This window comes from Collinsella sp. HCP28S3_E9, assembly GCF_052065455.1.
Classification (GTDB): domain Bacteria; phylum Actinomycetota; class Coriobacteriia; order Coriobacteriales; family Coriobacteriaceae; genus Collinsella.
In genome coordinates this window covers 117583-135499 of sequence record NZ_JBQHTZ010000001.1, presented here as the reverse complement: position 1 = coordinate 135499, position 17917 = coordinate 117583, and the positions used below count along the sequence as shown (strand labels likewise).

Annotated in this window: 16 protein-coding genes; 12 read left to right on the top strand and 4 right to left on the bottom strand. The window is 62.3% G+C overall.

Annotated elements, in window-relative coordinates; genetic code table 11:
- Together ACTNA2_RS00680 and queA are read left to right on the top strand one after the other, a co-directional pair.
- Entirely contained in the window at positions 1 to 576 is a 576-nt protein-coding gene (locus ACTNA2_RS00680; protein WP_441048256.1) for an epoxyqueuosine reductase QueH, read from the top strand.
- Positions 577 to 646: 70 nt separating this feature from the next.
- Positions 647 to 1858 (top strand): tRNA preQ1(34) S-adenosylmethionine ribosyltransferase-isomerase QueA, encoded by a 1212-nt coding sequence (gene queA, locus ACTNA2_RS00675; RefSeq protein WP_441048327.1) that lies wholly within the window; start codon positions 647 to 649, stop codon positions 1856 to 1858.
- A gap of 399 nt (positions 1859 to 2257) precedes the next feature.
- Here the strand turns inward: queA and ACTNA2_RS00670 are convergent, their stop codons facing one another.
- On the bottom strand, positions 2258 to 4030 hold the full coding sequence (locus ACTNA2_RS00670) for a hypothetical protein (RefSeq protein WP_441048255.1): 1773 nt from the start codon (positions 4028 to 4030) through the stop codon (positions 2258 to 2260).
- 233 nt (positions 4031 to 4263) lie between these two features.
- On the opposite strand from ACTNA2_RS00670, the gene tgt reads away from it, so the two are divergent.
- Positions 4264 to 5403: a tRNA guanosine(34) transglycosylase Tgt gene (tgt, locus tag ACTNA2_RS00665; RefSeq protein WP_195622157.1), complete on the top strand. Its 1140-nt coding sequence runs from the start codon at positions 4264 to 4266 to the stop codon at positions 5401 to 5403.
- A gap of 233 nt (positions 5404 to 5636) precedes the next feature.
- Entirely contained in the window at positions 5637 to 6395 is a 759-nt protein-coding gene (locus ACTNA2_RS00660) for a TIGR00730 family Rossman fold protein (protein WP_154515782.1), read from the top strand.
- A gap of 50 nt (positions 6396 to 6445) precedes the next feature.
- Here ACTNA2_RS00660 and ACTNA2_RS00655 read toward each other — a convergent pair whose 3' ends face one another.
- Both ACTNA2_RS00655 and ACTNA2_RS00650 read right to left on the bottom strand, forming a co-directional pair.
- Complete coding sequence (locus ACTNA2_RS00655; protein ID WP_441048253.1) at positions 6446 to 6607, bottom strand: hypothetical protein; 162 nt, start codon at positions 6605 to 6607, stop codon at positions 6446 to 6448.
- A complete protein-coding gene (locus tag ACTNA2_RS00650) occupies positions 6583 to 6741 on the bottom strand; it encodes a DegV family protein (RefSeq protein ID WP_441048251.1) in 159 nt (52 codons plus the stop codon). The genes ACTNA2_RS00655 and ACTNA2_RS00650 overlap by 25 nt, the downstream gene beginning before the upstream one ends.
- 157 nt (positions 6742 to 6898) lie before the next feature.
- Between ACTNA2_RS00650 and ACTNA2_RS00645 the strand changes: the two genes are divergently transcribed.
- From ACTNA2_RS00645 to ACTNA2_RS00610, 8 genes are all read left to right on the top strand, one after another.
- The gene (locus tag ACTNA2_RS00645; RefSeq protein WP_229770639.1) at positions 6899 to 7561 is read left to right on the top strand and encodes an HAD hydrolase-like protein; all 663 of its coding nucleotides are present in this window, start codon (positions 6899 to 6901) and stop codon (positions 7559 to 7561) included.
- Between the two features lie 54 nt (positions 7562 to 7615).
- Positions 7616 to 9052 (top strand): M20 family metallopeptidase, encoded by a 1437-nt coding sequence (locus ACTNA2_RS00640; protein ID WP_427794615.1) that lies wholly within the window; start codon positions 7616 to 7618, stop codon positions 9050 to 9052.
- 293 nt (positions 9053 to 9345) lie between these two features.
- Positions 9346 to 10281, top strand: a complete 936-nt coding sequence (locus ACTNA2_RS00635; protein ID WP_154515770.1) for a phosphate ABC transporter substrate-binding protein — start codon at positions 9346 to 9348, stop codon at positions 10279 to 10281.
- Positions 10282 to 10305: 24 nt separating this feature from the next.
- Entirely contained in the window at positions 10306 to 11214 is a 909-nt protein-coding gene (gene pstC / locus ACTNA2_RS00630) for a phosphate ABC transporter permease subunit PstC (protein ID WP_427719566.1), read from the top strand.
- Positions 11207 to 12133 carry a phosphate ABC transporter permease PstA gene (gene pstA / locus ACTNA2_RS00625; RefSeq protein WP_441048250.1) on the top strand — a complete coding sequence of 309 codons (927 nt, stop codon included), beginning with the start codon at positions 11207 to 11209 and terminating at the stop codon, positions 12131 to 12133. The genes pstC and pstA overlap by 8 nt, the downstream gene beginning before the upstream one ends.
- Positions 12130 to 13002: a phosphate ABC transporter ATP-binding protein PstB gene (gene pstB, locus ACTNA2_RS00620; protein WP_441048248.1), complete on the top strand. Its 873-nt coding sequence runs from the start codon at positions 12130 to 12132 to the stop codon at positions 13000 to 13002. Before pstA ends, pstB begins: the two co-directional genes overlap by 4 nt.
- A gap of 205 nt (positions 13003 to 13207) precedes the next feature.
- On the top strand, positions 13208 to 15067 hold the full coding sequence (locus tag ACTNA2_RS00615) for an ABC-F family ATP-binding cassette domain-containing protein (protein WP_441048247.1): 1860 nt from the start codon (positions 13208 to 13210) through the stop codon (positions 15065 to 15067).
- A 6-nt stretch (positions 15068 to 15073) separates the two neighbouring features.
- Positions 15074 to 15844, top strand: a complete 771-nt coding sequence (locus ACTNA2_RS00610) for a Cof-type HAD-IIB family hydrolase (protein ID WP_441048246.1) — start codon at positions 15074 to 15076, stop codon at positions 15842 to 15844.
- Between the two features lie 98 nt (positions 15845 to 15942).
- On the opposite strand, the gene ACTNA2_RS00605 is transcribed toward ACTNA2_RS00610, so the two are convergent.
- A complete protein-coding gene (locus ACTNA2_RS00605; protein ID WP_441048244.1) occupies positions 15943 to 17895 on the bottom strand; it encodes a heavy metal translocating P-type ATPase in 1953 nt (650 codons plus the stop codon).
- Positions 17896 to 17917 lie beyond the last annotated feature (22 nt).

Below are 17917 nucleotides of genomic sequence, written 5' to 3'. Positions count from 1 at the left end.
ATGAAGCCGCTGCTGCTGCATGCGTGCTGTGCGCCGTGCTCGCTTGAGCCGGTTCGTCTGCTGCGTGAGGAGGGGTTTGAGCCCACGATTTGCTGGACCAACCCCAATATTCAGCCGCGCGATGAATGGCAGCGGCGTTTGGACGAGCTGCGCCGGTGGTGTGCCGATGGCGACATCGAGCTCATCGAGGCGGGGGAGGACCGCGAGCGCTGGGAGGCCGGCGTGGCCCCGCTGGGCGCCGATCGACCCCGTCGCTGTCGTGCGTGCTATGCCCTGCGCCTGGCCGAGGCATGCCGTGTGGCCCAGGAGTGCGGGTTTGAGTTTGTGGGTACGACGCTCGCCGTCTCGCCGTATCAGTTGTTCGACACCTGCAACGATGTGTTGGAGCGCTTGGCGGCGGCACATGGTCTCACCCCGGTGATTCGCGATTTTCGCCCGTATTATCCCGAGGCGACACGCCGTTCGCGCGAGCTGGGCATGTATCGGCAGAACTATTGCGGCTGCCGATTCTCGGCCGTCGAGGCGGCCATGGACCGCGCCCGCATCCGCGACGAGCGCAAAGCCGCCAAAAAGTAGTCCTTTTGGGCTGGCAGCCTGCTAGGATGTAGAGCGGATTTTAGCTATATAAGGAGTATTCGACGTGTCTATGCGTACCGATGATTTTGACTACAACCTTCCTGAGGAACTGATTGCCCAGGCTCCTGCCGAGCCGCGCGACTCCTGCCGCCTGCTGGTGGTTGACCGCAAGGGCTCCCAGGCGGGAACGCCGCTGGAGCATGGCGGCACCGTCGAGCACCGCATCTTCCGCGACATCATCGACTATATCGAGCCGGGCGACGTGCTCGTCATCAACCAGACGCGCGTGATGCCGGCCCGCCTTATCGGTCGCAAGGCCGGCTCGGGCGGCGTGGTCGAAACACTGCTGCTCAAGCGCCGCGAGGACGTGGATCCGCTGGGTCACGTTTGGGAGTGCTTGGTCAAGCCGGGCAAGCGCCTAAAGCCCGGCGCTCAGATTGAGTATCGCGCCGGTGGCGCCCATGCGCCCGAGGGCGCGCCCGTGGTGCTGACGGCCGAGGTCGTCGACTTTGTCACCGATAGCCGCGGCGGCCGCCTGGTGCGTTTTGAGCCAGCCGGTTGCAATGCCGCCGGCGACCCGCGCACGCTCGACGAGGCCATCCATGCTGCCGGCCACGTGCCGCTGCCGCCCTACATTACCGATTACGAGGGCGATCCCGAGAAGTACCAGACCGTTTACGCCATGAAGGAGGAGCACTCAGCTGCCGCTCCCACGGCGGGCCTGCACTTTACTCCCGAGCTCATGGCGGCTATCGAGGCCAAGGGTGCGAAGTTTGCCGCTGTCGAGCTCGAGGTGGGCATCGATACCTTCCGTCTGGTGGAGGAGGACGACCCCACGCAGCACGTGATGCACACCGAGCGCTATCACGTGTCGCAGGAGGTTGTCGACGCCGTGCATAAGGCTAAGGCCGAGGGGCATCGCGTGATTGCTGTCGGTACCACCGCAGTCCGCTCGCTCGAGAGTGCGTTTGACGCGGACGCGCCGGTGTCCGATCCGGCTGTGACGGCGCGCTATTTTGAGGGCCGTGAGGACGGGGCCGACACGCTCGGCCGTGGTGACATCGTGGCGCGCGAGAACGCGACGACGCAGCTCTACCTCATGCCCGGCTCGACCTATCACGTGGTCGACGCGCTGATCACTAACTTCCATGTTCCGCGCTCCACACTCATGATGCTCGTGAGCGCACTTGCCACCCGCGATCAGATCATGGATGCCTATGCCGCCGCTATCGAGCAGCGCTACCGCTTCTTCAGCTTTGGCGACGCCATGCTCATTTGTTAGTTACGCGGTTCTACGAACCGCGTAACTGCTCGACGCTGCGCGGGCCGCATTTGGACAATCTGACGTTCAACTTCAAGGGCGCGACCAGAAGGTCAGCGCCCTTTCGTTTCACGTCACCTTGCCTCAAATGCGACCCGCTCGCTGTCGCTGCCAAAACATCGGCATTTCTTTGGTTGTCAAGAGATTGCCGTTCTGGCGGGTTTTCGCTGACTTCGCCAAAACATTGGCGTTGCCGTGGTTCAACCTGCCAAAAAGGGACAGGTTTATTTTGGCAGGTTTTATCTGGGCAAACGTTGTTGGTGCAATGGGGACTGCTTTATATGCACCAAGTTGGTGCAAAGTAGCCTGGCCCCTTTGCGCCAATCAAAACGTTGCGGTGAGTGTTTTTTGGCAGCTGGTTTACTTGCTCGCAAACAGCCAGATTAGGACGATCACGAGGATTACAGCGACAATGCAGACGATTGCGCCGGTGAATTTGACGCGTGAGTCGCGGGTGCGCTCGCGCACGTCGTTCTCGGCGGCTTCGAGCTGAGCCACTTCGCGCTCGGTTTCGGCGCGCTCGTCCTTATCGCGAGCCAGGGAGCCCGCGAGCGATTCGGTGATCTCGGGATGGTTGTGCACCTCGGTCGCCTGCTCGATGATCGACTGCGCATGCGCGACGTCCGCCTGGGCATTGGCGATAGCCTGCTCTTGCTCTTGACGCGCTTTGTCCTCGGTGACGATCTTCTCGCGTAATTCGCGCTGGCGCGTTGCAGCGGCCGCCTTTGCGGTCTGCAGCTCGTCGCGCGCGGCATCGGCCTCGGCCGTCACGGCCTGATGGGCGCGCTTGGCGTCGGCGATGGGGGCTTGCGCCTGCTCGACGGCGTGCTCGGCAGCTGCGAGCGAGTGCTCAAGATCGGCGGTGATGCGCGGGACATCCTCCTCGGCTTTACGCAGGGCATCAGCCGTGTCGGAGATCTGCATCGAAAGCTCGCTAGTGCGCACCGTATAGTTGGCGGGATTTGCCGAGGGATTGCGCTGCAGCTCGGCATACTCACGGCGCAACGTTTCGAGTTGAGCACGCGTGGCGTCGACGGTTTGCTGCGCTGCGGCAACGCCGGCGTCGCGTTCGGCCTGTACCTTGTCGCGGATGCGCTTGGAATCCTCGAGACGTCGTACGAGGCGGTTACCGGTCTCGCGCGAGCTGGCTTCGCGCGCTTCGACGGCATCGAGTGCGGCTTTGAGACGCCGCTCGGTGGCGTCGTCCTCTTCTTTTATTTGTTCGAGCTGCGCTTTGAGCTCTGTTGTCTTGGCGGCATGGGTATCGCGGCCGATTTCTGCCGCCGCGGCGGTCTTTTGAGCCGTGGCGATTGCCTGGCGCTGGTCGGCGACGATTTGGTCGTAGCGGCTTGCGATATCCTGGCGCGTCTCGAGCTCCTCTCCTTGATCGGCGATGCGCTGATCAAGTTCGGCCAGGTGGGCACGAGCGTCCGCGAGCGCCTTCTTTGCGGCGTTCATCTCGCGCATGGCAGAGGCGCCCTGGGCGATAAAAGTGCCTACGGCGTTTGCTGTATTTGAGACGGCGGTTCCCAGATCGCGGCTGGCTGCAGGGGCGTGTGGAGCGGTCGGGTGACCGGCGTCGGCCGTACCCACATCGGGCGCCTGCGACGTGGCGATATTGCCGGTGCCACCCTCGATCACGGAAAAGCCGGCAGTGTGCGGGTCAACTGCATCTGCGCCAATTGTAGGGTGCTCGAGCTGTAAGAACGAAGGTACGGTGCTGCCTTGGTCGGCAACGGGGGTCTCGCCAGGCACGAAGGTCGATGCGGCCTCGGCGGCCTTTTCTTCTTCGACGTCCACATCGGCGTCGGCCACGGCGTCTTTCATTGCTTTGACGGCATCCATCATGGAGTCCATGACGGCATCGAGCTCTTCTTCCGAAGATACCTCGATGGGGCCTGCCGCCTGTGACGCGGGGTCCGCGTCGGGCTCGGCGTCGTTCGACTCCGGTTGCTCGCCTTCGTCATGCTCGACAGTATCGCCTGTGTCTGTTGCCTTATCCGCACCGGCGTGCGCATCTTCGGCGGATGCATCGACGGAAGCGGCGACGCAGGTAGGAGTGCTGCAGTCGTCGACGGCGTCTGCGGAATCATCAATATGCTGCTGAGTCTGGGGGTCCAGCTCGTCTGTCATAGGCATGTGCTCCTCATCGTTGATTGTCACCCTATGATAAAGTCTCGCGCCGGCATCCCGCGCGCCGCAGCAAAGTTTCAAAACGTGTTCGATGGCTCGCTTGGATAGCAAAAATTTGGCCGCTCTATTCAGTTTGCGCTTGACATTCCCTTCTCCGAAAGACGTTATGCCGTTCACCTGCCGCGGTCTTTATAATGGTTTGCGTATGAACCGCAACCAAGGAGTTCCAGTTTATGGACCAGAGCCTATTTAAATTCGACCTGATCGCCGAGGATCCGACGACGCATGCGCGTGCCGGCGTGCTGCACACTCCGCACGGCGACATCGAGACGCCGATCTTTATGCCCGTGGGCACCAAGGCAAACGTCAAGGGCATCCCTACCGAGACCGTCAAGCAGCTCGGCGCCCAGATCGTGCTCGCCAATACCTATCACCTGTCCATGCGTCCCGGCGAGGATACCATCGCCGAGTTGGGTGGCCTGCACAAGTTTATGAACTGGCATGGCCCCATCCTCACTGATTCCGGCGGTTTCCAGGTGTTCAGCCACAACGACGCCGTCAAGCTCACCGACGAGGGCGTGCGCTTTATCGTCAACGACTACGACGGCCGCCACGTGTTCTGGACGCCCGAGGACAACATGGAAATCGCCATGAAGCTCGGCTCCGACATCTGCATGCAGCTCGACCAGTGCCCGGGCTATCCCGCCACGCGCGCGTACGTTGAGCGCGCCGTTGAGCTGTCGAGCATGTGGGCCGAGCGCTGCTATAAAGCTCATACCCGCGACGACCAGGCGCTCTTTGGCATCGTTCAGGGTGGCATGCATCTGGACCTGCGCCTGCGTTCGCTGCGCCATCTGGAGGAGTGCGGTGACTTCCCCGGTTACGGCATTGGCGGCTACTCGGTGGGCGAGGACCACGAGACCATGTTTGAGACGCTGGCACCGCTCGCGAGCGAGTACATGCCCAAACATAAGCCGCGCTACCTGATGGGCGTCGGCAACCCGACGACGCTCGTGCGTGGTGTAGGCGTGGGCATCGACATGTTCGACTGCGTGCTGCCGACGCGCACCGGCCGCATGGGGACGGCGTTTTCGAGCGAGGGTCGCCTTAACTTCCGCAACGCCCGCTTTGCGCACGACGACGGCCCCATCGATCCCACCTGTACCTGCCCGGTGTGCACGGGCGGCTACAGCCGTGCGCTCATTCGCCACATGGTCACGCAGAAGGAGATGCTCGGCGGCATTTTGCTTTCGATGCACAACATCTACTACCTGCTCAACCTTATGCAGCGTGCCCGCCAGGCCATTATCGAGGGCCGTTACGGTGCGTTCGTGAGCGACTGGATGAACAGCCCCGCGGCAGTGGATTACTAAGAGCTGCGGGTGCGCTTGCGGGGGCGCTCGCGCGGTGTCGAGGCTACGTGCCAATCGACCGTGCGTAGCCGGCGCCGGGCATCGCATGCGTCGGCATCGGTTGCACGACCTCTGACCGATGCCTTGCAAGCGCTTGATGCATCGTGGGTACCATACCGAATGGTTGATGTTCGGGCGGGTGTTTGACGCATGGCGTCGACCCCGCCCGTTTCTATTTTCGATAGGAGTATCCCATGATTAAGAATGAGAACGTCGAGGGCGAGCCGGCCTACGACGAGACGTACCGACGCGGCCCCGTGGTTATGCGCGGCCCTATGATTCCTAAGGACAACACCTACGCCAACCTGCTGGCGCCCGAGGACTCGACTGACTGGTTGCACGCCGACCCGTGGCGTGTGCTGCGCATTCAGGCCGAGTTTGTCGATGGCTTCGGCGCGCTTGCCGAGCTCGGGCCCGCGGTGACCATCTTCGGCAGTGCCCGCACGCCCAAGACCGATCCGCTCTACAAGGCGGCGCGCACGGTCGGCCGCAAGATCGCGCAGCGCGGCGTGGCGGTTATCACCGGCGGTGGTCCTGGCATTATGGAGGCGGCCAACAGGGGAGCGGCGAGCGCCAACGGCAAGTCGGTCGGCTTGGGTATTGAGCTTCCGCACGAGCATGGGCTCAACAAATACGTGAACCTCGGCATGGACTTCCGTTACTTCTTTGTGCGCAAGACCATGTTTGTCAAATACAGCTCGGGCGCCATCGTGTTTCCCGGTGGTTTTGGTACGCTCGACGAGATGTTTGAGGTGCTCACGCTGGTGCAGACGCACAAGGTCAAGCGCATGCCGCTTGTTTTGGTGGGCAGCGAATACTGGCAGGGCCTGTTCGACTGGCTCAACGGCCCGGTGATGGACGCCGGCATGATCAGCCCACTCGATCCAGACCTCGTCCACATCACCGATGACCTCAACGAGGCCGTCGATATTGTCCTGAGCGGGCTGATGTAGGGTAGGTAAAATGGGACGGGGCTAAAAAGACTGGTCTGAAACGTTTGATATCAGTCTTTTTGGCCCCGTCCCAAATGAACTGCTTTCAAGTTGCGGTGGAATAGGGATTGATTGGCGACGATGCGCTTGGCGCCACGACCCTTTTTGATCGCCTTGATCTTGCCCGATTTCCACTCCGGCGAAACGGTCAGGCGAATATTGAGCATCTGCATGAGCTGGCCTGCGCCTGGTCGAGCAGGTCTTCGCCTTTGATAATCACATGAAGCGGAATCACGTAAATGCCGAGCTCTTGGGCGCGGGCGGGGGAGATGCCCGACGTGGAGTCGGTTATGATGGCAAAAGACATAATTGCACTTTTCGTTGGGGCGCTTGCGCGCCGCCTTCTGAGAGCAAAGTGCGACAAGTATAGTAGAGTCGCTCCACATTGCTAGGTTCAATTGTTGAATAGTCAACAGTTTGAAGTGTCGATGTGGAAATCGTCAACTGGGGGAAGAGGGATGTCGATGGAGGCTCTGGAGATATGCAAGCGGTCGGTCGTGCTGTTTGATTTTGACGGCACGGTGGCCGATACGGGCCGTGCGGTGATGACCTCGACGCGTAAAACGCTGGCTGCGCGCGGGTTTTCTGAGGCGCAGATGGGTGACCTGCGCCGTATGATCGGGCCTCCGTTGTGGAAGAGCTTCCACGACTTTTACGGCTTCTCGCGCGAGGAGTCGCTTGTGGTGGCCGACGAGTACCGTGCCTTTTTTGATGAGCTGGGACCGGAAGAGTACCCCGTGTTCGATGGAATTCCCGAACTGCTCGATGGCCTGGCCGCCCAGGGGCATCACTTGGCCGTGGCGACGTCGCGCATGGAGGCAAAGTGCATCGACATGGTGGGCGAGCTGGGGCTTTCGCAGTTTGAGGCGGTGGTCGGTATGAATCCGCCGCAGGGGCGCGAGACCAAGGCCGATTCGGTTCGCGATGCCCTGGCGGCGCTCGGCGCGACGGCGGACGATGCCGTGATGATCGGCGATCGCTTTAACGATGTGGAGGGCGCGCACGCAAGGGGCGTGCCGTGCATTGGCATCTATTCGGGCGCGGCGGTGCCGGGCGAGCACGAGGCGGCGGGTGCCGATGCGGTGGTGCACTCGGTGGCCGAGCTTGCTAAACTTTTCGCCATCTAATGACGTTATGCGAGGGGCGGGTGTGGCCGTCGCTCATTGGTAAGGAGGTCGTCCATGAATCAGGTGGAGCAGAGCGTTACCGAGTATGTCGACGAGATCTGGGAAGATGTCGTTGCCGATATCGAGCAGCTGGTGAGCTATCCGTCCGTGGCCGTTGCTGCCCATGCGGAGCCCGGTGCGCCGTTTGGCCGCCCGGTCCGTGATGCGCTCGATTGTGCGCTCGGCATTGCGCAAAAGCTCGGCTACCAGACGAGCGACGACGAGGGCTATGTGGGAATCGCCGACATTCCCGGCCGCGGCGATAAGCAGCTTGCGACCATCTGCCATGTGGATGTGGTGCCCGCCGGTCCCGGTTGGAACACCGACCCGTTTGCGATGGAGCGCCGCGAGGGCTGGCTGCTCGGTCGTGGCGTGATCGACGACAAGGGCCCGGCCGTGTTGTCGCTCTACGCCGGTGCCTACCTGATCAAGCACGGCATTGTGCCGCGCTATACCTTCCGCGCGCTGCTGGGCTGCGATGAGGAAGTGGGCATGTCCGACGTTCACCATTATCTGGAGAACCACGCAGACCCCGACTTTTTGTTTACGCCCGATGCCGAGTTCCCGGTCTGCAATGCCGAGAAGGGCCAGTTTGGGGCGACATTTGTGAGCTCCAAGATCGACGGCGGGCGCATCGTATCGTGGAGCGGTGCCGAGGCGAGCAACGCCATTCCGTCGCAGTCTATCTGCGAGCTCGCGATTGCCGCCGATGAGCTGCCGGCGCCCGTTGAGAACGCCGACCGCCTGGAGATCACGGCGCTCGATAACGGGCATGCGCGGATTTTCGCCCACGGTATTGGCGGTCACGCTTCGATGCCCGAGGGAACGATCAATGCCGTCGGCCTCATCGTGGCGTATCTGCGCGAGGCCGAGGACGCGTTTGGTGCACGCGACGAGCGCCTGCTGACGCCCGCCGAGCACGAGTTTGTCAAGTTTCTGACCTTTGTACATGCGGATGCCTATGGCCACGGCCTGGGTATCGACGCGACGAGCCCGGCGTTTGGCCCGCTCACGTGCAACCCCGGTGTTATCCGTGTGATGGATGGCCATATTGAGCAGGTCATCGACGTACGTTTCCCCGACAGCACGAGCGCCGATACCATCTGCGAGCAGCTCGAGCCGCTCGTGGGCCGCTTTGGCGTGACGTGCCGTGTGGGTCGTGCAAAGGTACCGTTCTCGGTGTCCGCCGACGATCCGGCCGTGAAGGCGCTTATTGATACCTATAACGAGTTTACGGGCAAGCATGCCGAGCCCTTTGCCATGGGCGGCGGCACGTACGCGCGCAACTTTGCCCGCGCCGTGTCGTTTGGCCCCGAGGAAACCGGCCTGGAGCTGCCCGCATGGGGCGGCCAGATGCACGGCCCCAACGAGTGCGCCAACGAGGAACAGCTCAAGCAGGCGCTCAAGATCTATATTGTTGCGATCCTCCGTTTGAATGAATTAGAGCTTTAAGGTTACGCGGTTTCCTAATCTAAGTTGCGATGGAATAGTTCCTAGAATGGGCCATTTGATGGCCAAGCAGGAACTATTTCACCGCAACTTTGTTTTTATTGGTGTAAAAGGCGGGCCATGCTTGGGGGCGGGTTTGTTATTCGTTTGTAAAGCCGAGTCGCGCTCGCGGTAAGGGTCTATCAAATGCCCGTAAGAATCCGCAGTTGGCGCGGGCACCGCCCGATCGAGGCCGTATCTTTCCAAACAGCAAAGCGGGCAGGGTGCCCGCGAGTCGCATGTATGAAAGGAAGATCATGCTCGATCAGGCTTATTCTCGTCGTCAGTTCCTCGGCCTCGCTGGTGGTCTTGCCAGCTTCGTGGGCCTCGGCCTCGTTGGTTGCGGCGGCGCAGGCGCTTCCAACGCCGCCGACAAGGGCAGCGCCGCTGCCGAGTCCGTCTCCGGTGAGGTGACCTACGACGGCGCCTCCTCGTTCCAGGCTCTCGTCGAGGCCGCTGCCGAGAAGTTCATGGACGCCAACCCGGACGTCTCCGTCTCTGGCTCGGGCAACGGTTCGGGCAAGGGCCTGACCGCCGTTGCCGCCGGTACCGTCACCATCGGTAACTCCGACGTCTTCGCCGAGACCAAGCTCGAGGCCGACCAGGTCAAGAACCTCGTCGACCACGAGGTCGCCGTCGTGGGCATGGGTCCCGTCGTCTCCAAGAACGTGAAGGTCGACGACTTGTCCCTCGAGCAGCTCAAGGGCATCTTCTCCGGCCAGATCACCAACTGGAAGGAGGTCGGCGGCGACGACGCCACCATCGTCGTTCTCAACCGCAAGGCCGGCTCCGGCACCCGCGCCACCTTCGAGGCCGCCGTCTTTGGTGACGAGGCCGTCGACTTTAAGGGCGACGCCGAGCTCGACAAGTCCGGCGACGTCCAGACTCAGATGGCCAGCACCGACAACGCCATCTCCTACCTCGACTTCTCGCACTTCGACGACTCCAAGTTCAACGCCATCAAGGTCGAGGGCGTGGAGCCCAAGAGCGCAAACGTCACCGACGACTCCTTTAAGATCTGGGCGACCGAGCACATGTACTGCGCAAAGGACGCCGACGATGCCACCAAGGCCTTCCTGGAGTTCATGCTTTCCGACGACGTCCAGGGCAAACTTGTCGAGGAGCAGGGCTTTATCCCCGTCTCTGCCATGAAGGTCGTCAAGGACGCCAGCGGCAAGGTCTCCGCTAAATAAGTAATCGCCCCGGAAAGGTTTGCAATGGCAAAACAGCTGCCAAAGCGCGACCTTGAGAACGTGGGCCTGGGCGTCACGGGCGCGTGCGTAGCGCTCGTGACGCTTGTCGTTGCCGCGCTCATCTTTATGGTCGCCCAAAAGGGCCTCTCGGCTTTTCTCAAGGACGGCGTTTCGGTCGTCGAGTTCTTTACCGGCACCAAGTGGGACCTGGCCAACACGGCCGAAAACGGCCTGCCCTATACCGGCGCCCTGCCCCTGATCGTCACCTCGTTTGCGGTCATGGTGCTCTCCACGCTTATCGCGCTGCCCATCGCCATCGGCTCTGCCATCTTTGCGGTCGAGATTAGCCCTAAGTTTGGCTCCAAGGTGTTTCAGCCGCTTATTGAGCTTTTGACCGGCATTCCCTCGGTCGTCTTTGGCCTGGTCGGCTTTCACGTGGTCGTCGGTCTTATGAAGAGCGTTTTCCACGTGAGCACGGGCCTGGGCATCTTGCCCGGCGCCATTGTGCTGGCCGTCATGATCTTGCCGACGATGACCACCCTTTCGGTCGATGGCCTGCGTGCTGTGCCCGATAGCTACCGTCAGGGTTCGCTCGCGCTGGGCTACACCCGCTGGCAGACCATCTGGCACGTGGTACTCAAATCCGCCATGCCGTCGCTCATGACCGCGGTCATCCTTGGCATGACCCGTGCCTTTGGCGAGACGCTCGCCGTGCGCATGGTTATCGGCGGCATCGAGGCCATGCCGACGTCTTTGCTGTCGCCGGCGTCCACCATCACCACCACGCTCACCACGTCTATGGCGGTCTATGCCGAGGGCTCTGCCCAAGACGACGTCCTGTGGGCGCTCGGTCTGCTGCTGATGGGCATGAGCCTCATCTTTATCCTGATCATCCACCTTATCGGCCGCAAGGGGGCGAAGGCTCGTGGCTAGCACGCGCATTCATATCGACGAGGCGAGACTCAGGCGCGTCCAAAAGCAGGACCGCATCGCCACGGGCGTGCTGACGGCAATCGTCGCCATCGTCATGCTCATCGTCGTCTCCATGGTGGCCTATATTCTGTTCGAGGGCATCTCGACGCTGTTCCAGCCGGGATTTCTCACGCAGCCCGCGCGCGCCAACGGAACCCAGGGCGGCGTGCTCTACCAGCTGTTCGACTCGTTCTATCTGCTGCTGATCACCTTAAGTATCTCGGTGCCCATCAGCTTGGGCGGCGCGGTTTTCCTGGTTGAGTACGCGCCGGACGGCCCCATCCGTGACATCGCCTCCACCGCCATCGAGACGCTGTCCTCGCTGCCTTCCATCGTCGTCGGCATGTTCGGCTTTCTGGTGTTCTCGGTGCAGCTGGGCTGGAAGTACTCCATCATCTCCGGCGCCGTCGCGCTCACCATGTTCAACATCCCCATCCTGGTGCGCGTGATCCAGCAGGCGCTCGAGGACGTGCCACAGGCCCAGCGCGATGCGTGCCTGGCTATGGGCCTCACCCGCTGGGAGGCCACGCTGCACATCCTGATCCCCGAGGCCATGCCCGCCATCGTGACCGGTATCGTGCTTTCGGCCGGCCGCGTGTTTGGCGAGGCCGCGGCGCTGCTCTTTACCTCGGGCATGAGCTCGCCGGTGCGTCTGAACTTCTTGAGCTTTAACCTGTCGAGTCCCACTTGCGCCTGGAACGTGTTCCGCCCCGGTGAGTCGCTCGCCGTGCACATCTATAAGATCTACGGCGAGGGCAGCCCCGAGGCCCAGCAGATTGTTTGGGGCACCGCGGCACTGCTGATGATATGCGTGCTGCTGTTTAACGTAGTCGCCCGTATCGTGGGCAAGCAACTGGCAAGGAGGATGACGGCCGAATGAGCGAGATAAATGCAACGCCCGCAACCGAGGCGGCCGCGTCCGAGACCCAGGACTTTTTGTCGAGCGTGGGGGAGAGCGAGAAGCGCGTGCGCGTAAGCGGCAAAGCCGTGAGCGACGAGGTCGTGCTTTCCACCAAGGACGTCAACGTTTACTATGGCGACCACCATGCGCTGCACGATACGTCGCTCGACTTTCACAAGGGCGAGATCACGGCGCTCATCGGGCCTTCGGGCTGCGGTAAGTCGACCTTTTTGCGCAGCCTCAACCTTATGAATCGCGAGATTCTCGGTTGCCGCGTGGAGGGCGAGATCAACTACCGCGGGCGCAACGTGAACACCAAGACCGAGAACACCTACGAGCTGCGTCGCTCCATTGGCATGGTGTTTCAGCAGCCCAACCCCTTTCGCAAGTCTATTCGCGACAACATCACGTTTGCGCCCAAACGCCACGGCATTACTGACCGCGACGAGCTCGATCGCATGGTCGAGGAAAGCCTGCGCGGCGCGGCGCTGTGGGACGAGGTCAAGGACAAGCTCGACAAGAGCGCCTACGCGCTTTCGGGCGGCCAGCAGCAACGCCTGTGCATTGCGCGCACGCTGGCGCTCAATCCCGATGTGATTCTGTTTGACGAGCCCTGCTCGGCGCTCGACCCCATCTCGACGCTGGCAATCGAGGACCTGATGTCATCGATTGTTGCCGACCGCGCCATCGTCATCGTGACGCACAACATGGAGCAGGCGTCGCGCGTGTCCAACCGCACGGCGTTTTTCTACATGGGCGATATGGTCGAGTACGACGAGACCGACGAGATTTTCCAACGGCCCAAGGATAAGCGGCTGAATGATTACCTCACCGGCATGTTCTCCTAGTCCGGGACATGCTTGAGGCCCGCGGCGGCCATGGTTGCCGCGGGACTGATTGGAGAGGCGGGTCATCTCTTGCGGGAGATGGCCCGCCTTTTTGCTCTGCGACCGAAACGACCACCACAAAGGGGACAGGCACCTTCGTGGTGGTTTGAGGTGGGGCTCGCTGCTATCATGGACAACGTTGAATTTCTACGAAGGAGCAGGGCATATGGCGATTCTTTTGGGATGCGATTCCGTCAGCCTAGAGTTTCCCACCAAGCATATTTTCGATAGCGTGACGCTCGGCGTGGACGAGGGTGACCGCATTGGCATCGTCGGTAAAAACGGCGACGGCAAGTCGACGCTGCTGAGTGTGCTCGCCGGTACGCTGGAGCCCGACGACGGCCGCGTGACGCATCGACGCGACACGACGATTGGTTTGCTCGGCCAAAAGGACAACCTGGTCGATACCGACACCGTGCATCATGCCGTCGTCGGCGACACGCCCGAGTACGAATGGGCGTCGAGCCCGCGTACGCGTCAGATCCTGGCCGGCCTTATTAGCGATGTGCCCTGGGAGGGCACGGTGGGCGAGCTTTCGGGCGGTCAGCGCCGTCGCGTGGACCTCGCGCGCCTGCTGATCGGCGACTACGATGTACTCATGCTCGACGAGCCCACCAACCACCTGGACATGCGCACCATCAACTGGCTCGCGCGCCACTTAAAGGCCCGCTGGCAGCGCGGCCAGGGCGCCATGCTCGTGGTCACGCACGACCGTTGGTTCTTGGACGAGGTCTGCACCAGCATGTGGGAGGTCCACGATGGCCAGGTCGACCCCTTCGAGGGCGGCTACTCCGCATATATCCTACAGCGCGTAGAGCGCGACCGCATGGCCGCCGTTACCGAGGAGCGCCGTCGCAACATGGCGCGTAAGGAGCTCGCATGGCTGAGCCGCGGCGCACAGGCGCGCTCCACCAAGCCCAAGTTTCGTGTGGAGGCCGCTCGCGAGCTCATCGCCGACGTGCCGCCCGTGCGCGACGAGCTGGAGCTCAAGCGCCTGGCGGTGAGTCGCCTGGGCAAGCAGGTTATCGACGTGGTCAATGTGGACGCCGGCTATGCCGATACCGACGGCGCGCCCAAGCAAGTGCTCTCCGACGTGACCTGGCTCATTGGTGCGGGCGACCGCTATGGTCTTTTGGGCGAGAACGGCGCCGGCAAGTCCACACTGCTCGATGTGATTCAGGGCAAGATCGCGCCCCTGCGCGGCCGCGTGAAGATTGGCCAGACGGTGCGCTTTGGCGTGCTGTCGCAGCAGCTCGAGGAGCTCGAGCCCTACATGGGCGACACGATCCGCGAGGTGCTCAGCAACTACAAGAAGTACTACGTTATCGATGGCAAGGAGACCTCGCCCGAGAAGCTCTGCGAGCGTCTGGGCTTTACGACGCAGCAGCTCTGGAGTCGTATCGGCGATCTTTCGGGCGGACAGCGCCGTCGCCTGTCGCTGCTGCTGACGATCCTGGACGAGCCCAATGTGCTCATCCTGGACGAGCCCGGCAACGACCTGGATACCGACATGCTGGCGATTGTCGAGGACCTGCTCGATGGTTGGCCCGGCACGTTGATTCTGGTAACGCATGACCGCTTTTTGATGGAGCGCGTGACCGACCAGCAGTGGGCGCTGCTCGACGGCCACCTGACGCACATGCCCGGCGGCGTCGACCAGTACCTGCGCCTGTGCAATGCCACCGCCGAGGGCGAGCCCGTGGGTGCGCCGAGCGCCAAGACCGGCACGTTTGACACCGGTACCGCGGCAGCTGCGGCCGAAAAGCCCAAGGCGAGCGGTCAGCCCAATGGCCTTTCCAATGCCGAGCGCCAGAAGCTCCGCCGCGAGGTGAGCTCGCTCGAGCGCAAGATGGAGACGCAGCGCGCTCGCGTGGAGGAGGCCGAGGCCGCGATGGCTCAGGTCGACCCCACCAACTACACGGCGCTGGGCGAGCAGCAGGCAAAGATCGACGAGGCTCACGCCGCTATGGACGAGCTGGAGATGGCGTGGCTCGAGGCGAGCGAGAAGCTCGAGGGCGAGGAGTAGACGAGGATGATCAAAGCCGCGTTTTTCGATATCGACGGCACGCTACTGAGCTTTAAGACGCACCGGATTCCGGCGTCGGCGCAGCAAGTGCTCGACAGCTTTCACGAGCAGGGGATTGCGTGCGTGATCGCCACGGGCCGTCCGACCTACCAGATGCCGGATTGGCTGTTCGACTTGGGCTGGGATGCGTACATTACGCTTTCGGGCCAGCACTGCTTTGATGCCGAGGGCGTCTACCGCAGCTGTCCGATTGATCCGGAGGACGTTGCGGTGATTGTGGACCAGGTGGCCGAGGGGCGCTACGACTCGCTGTGCATGCAGGGCGAGAACTCGTTTGTGAACTGCCTGTCCGAGCGCGTGGTGACGGCCGGTAACAACGCGGGAATCGTCTACCACGAGGAGCCGTTTGAGCACGCCTTCGATGCGCCGGTTTACCAGTTTTGCGCCTTTGTGGATCCTGCCGACGAGCATATCGTGACCGACGCCGTGTCGCATTCGCTCACCACGCGCTGGTGCGACCTGTTCTGCGACATTATTCCGGCCAATGGCGGCAAGGACCTGGGCGTGGCGGCGACGCTGGAGCGTCTGGGCATCGACGCGAGCGAGGCGATCGCCTTTGGCGATGGCGAGAACGACCTGTCGATGTTTGCCGCCGTGGGCACGAGCGTGGCCATGGGCAACGCGCAGGATACCGTGAAGGCCGCGGCGAGCTACGTGACGACTGCCGTGGACGACGACGGAATTTACAACGCCGCAAAGCACTTTGGGCTGCTATAGCTGCGGCTCGGCACTTGGGGACGTTCCTTTTCTGCCGGCAGTTGGGGACGCCCCTTGCGCGTGGTGTGCCGCGTCGCCCGGCCGGAAAGCCACGTATGCTACAGGTTCTTGACACCCATCGCGCGCATGGCGTTCAGGATGGCGATGATCGCCACGCCCACGTCGCCAAAGACGGCGAGCCACATGTTGGCAATGCCCAGTGCCGCAAGTACCAGAATCAGCATCTTAATACCCAGTGCAAAAATGATGTTCTGCCAAACAATCGTCATGGTCTTGCGAGCCACGCGGATTGCACGGGAAATGTTGGACGGCTTGTCGTCCATGAGTACAACGTCGGCGGCCTCAATCGCGGCGTCGGAGCCCATGGCGCCCATGGCAATGCCCACATCGGCACGGGTGAGCACGGGCGCATCGTTGATACCGTCGCCCACAAAGGCGAGCTTGCCCTTGCCCGATTCGGTCGCCAGCAATGCCTCGACGCGCTCGACCTTGTCACCTGGCAGAAGCTGCGCGTGAAACTCATCGACTCCCAGCTGATTGGCCACGGCGGCGGCCACTTCCTCGCGGTCTCCCGTGAGCATGACGGTGCGCTTGACACCGGCGGCATGCAGGTCGCGAATCGTTTGCTCGGCATCGGCTTTGACGGTGTCGGCAATTACGATGTGACCGGCATAGACGTCATCGACCAGCACATGGAGGATAGTGCCGACGACTTCGCAATCGGGTGCTTCGATGCCGACCGCGGCGAGCATCTTGGCATTGCCGACGACGACGTGCTTGCCGTCGATGTTCGCCGTCACGCCATGGCCCGCGTCGTTGGCGGAGTCGCATACACGCTTGGGGTCGAGTTGGCCCTGGAAGGCGGCGCGCACCGACTGCGCGATGGGGTGGTCGGAGAACGACTCGGCGAGGGCTGCGACTTCAAGCAGCGATTGCTCGGTATAGCCGCCCTCGGGGTGCACCGCGACGACCGAGAACGTGCCGTTGGTGAGCGTGCCGGTTTTGTCGAAGACGACGGTATCCACATCGGCGAGCGCCTCGAGGTAGTTGGAGCCTTTGATGAGAACTCCCAGCTTGGACGCGCCGCCGATGCCGCCAAAGAAGCTCAGCGGCACGCTAATCACGAGTGCGCACGGGCAGCTGACGACGAGGAAGGTCAGGCCGCGCAGGATCCAATCGGACCAAGCACCGGTCACCAGGCCGCCGCCGAGCGCGAGCACCGCTGCCGCGCCGGTGACGGCGGGCGTGTAGACGCGGGCGAACCGTGTGATGAAGTTTTCGGTGCGCGCCTTCTTTTCGCTGGCATTCTCCACGAGCTCCAGGACGCGCGCGACGGTGGACTCGCCAAAGGGTTTGGTGGTGCGCACGCGGATAAGACCCGTCATGTTGATGCAGCCGCTGATGATATCGTCGCCGGTCTTGGCGGTACGGGGGACCGACTCGCCGGTGAGGGCGGCGGTGTCGAGCTGGGTTACGCCCTCGACGATAACGCCGTCGATGGGCACGCGCTCGCCGGGCTTGATGACAATGACGGTGCCGACGGCGATGTCATCGGGAAAGACCTGCTCGAGCGTGCCGTCAGCCTGCTCAACGTTGGCGTAATCGGGCGCGATGTCCATCATGGCGCTGATCGATTTGCGGCTCTTGCCCACGGCGTATGCCTGGAACAGCTCGCCGACCTGGTAGAACAGCATAACGGCGGCGCCTTCGGCCATGTGCGGGTCGGTATCGGGGAAGAGCACCATGGCAAACGCGCCGATGGTCGCGACGGCCATGAGAAAGCTCTCGTCGAACGCCTTGCCGCGGCGGATGTTGCTGAATGCCTTTTGGAGCACGTCGTAGCCGGCAATCAAAAACGGCACGAGGAACAGCGCAAAGCTGGCGTAGATGTTGCCTGGGGTGCCGAATGCGGCGGTGAGGGCGCCGAGCTCATCGAGGGCGTACACCACGACAAAAATACCCAGCGCTACCAGGATGCGGTTGCGTTTATGCTCGAGTGACTCTTTTTTCTTGCGCTTCTTCTTTTTCTTCTTGGGGTCGGCGGTGGCCATGACTCGTATCCTCCCATTTGAA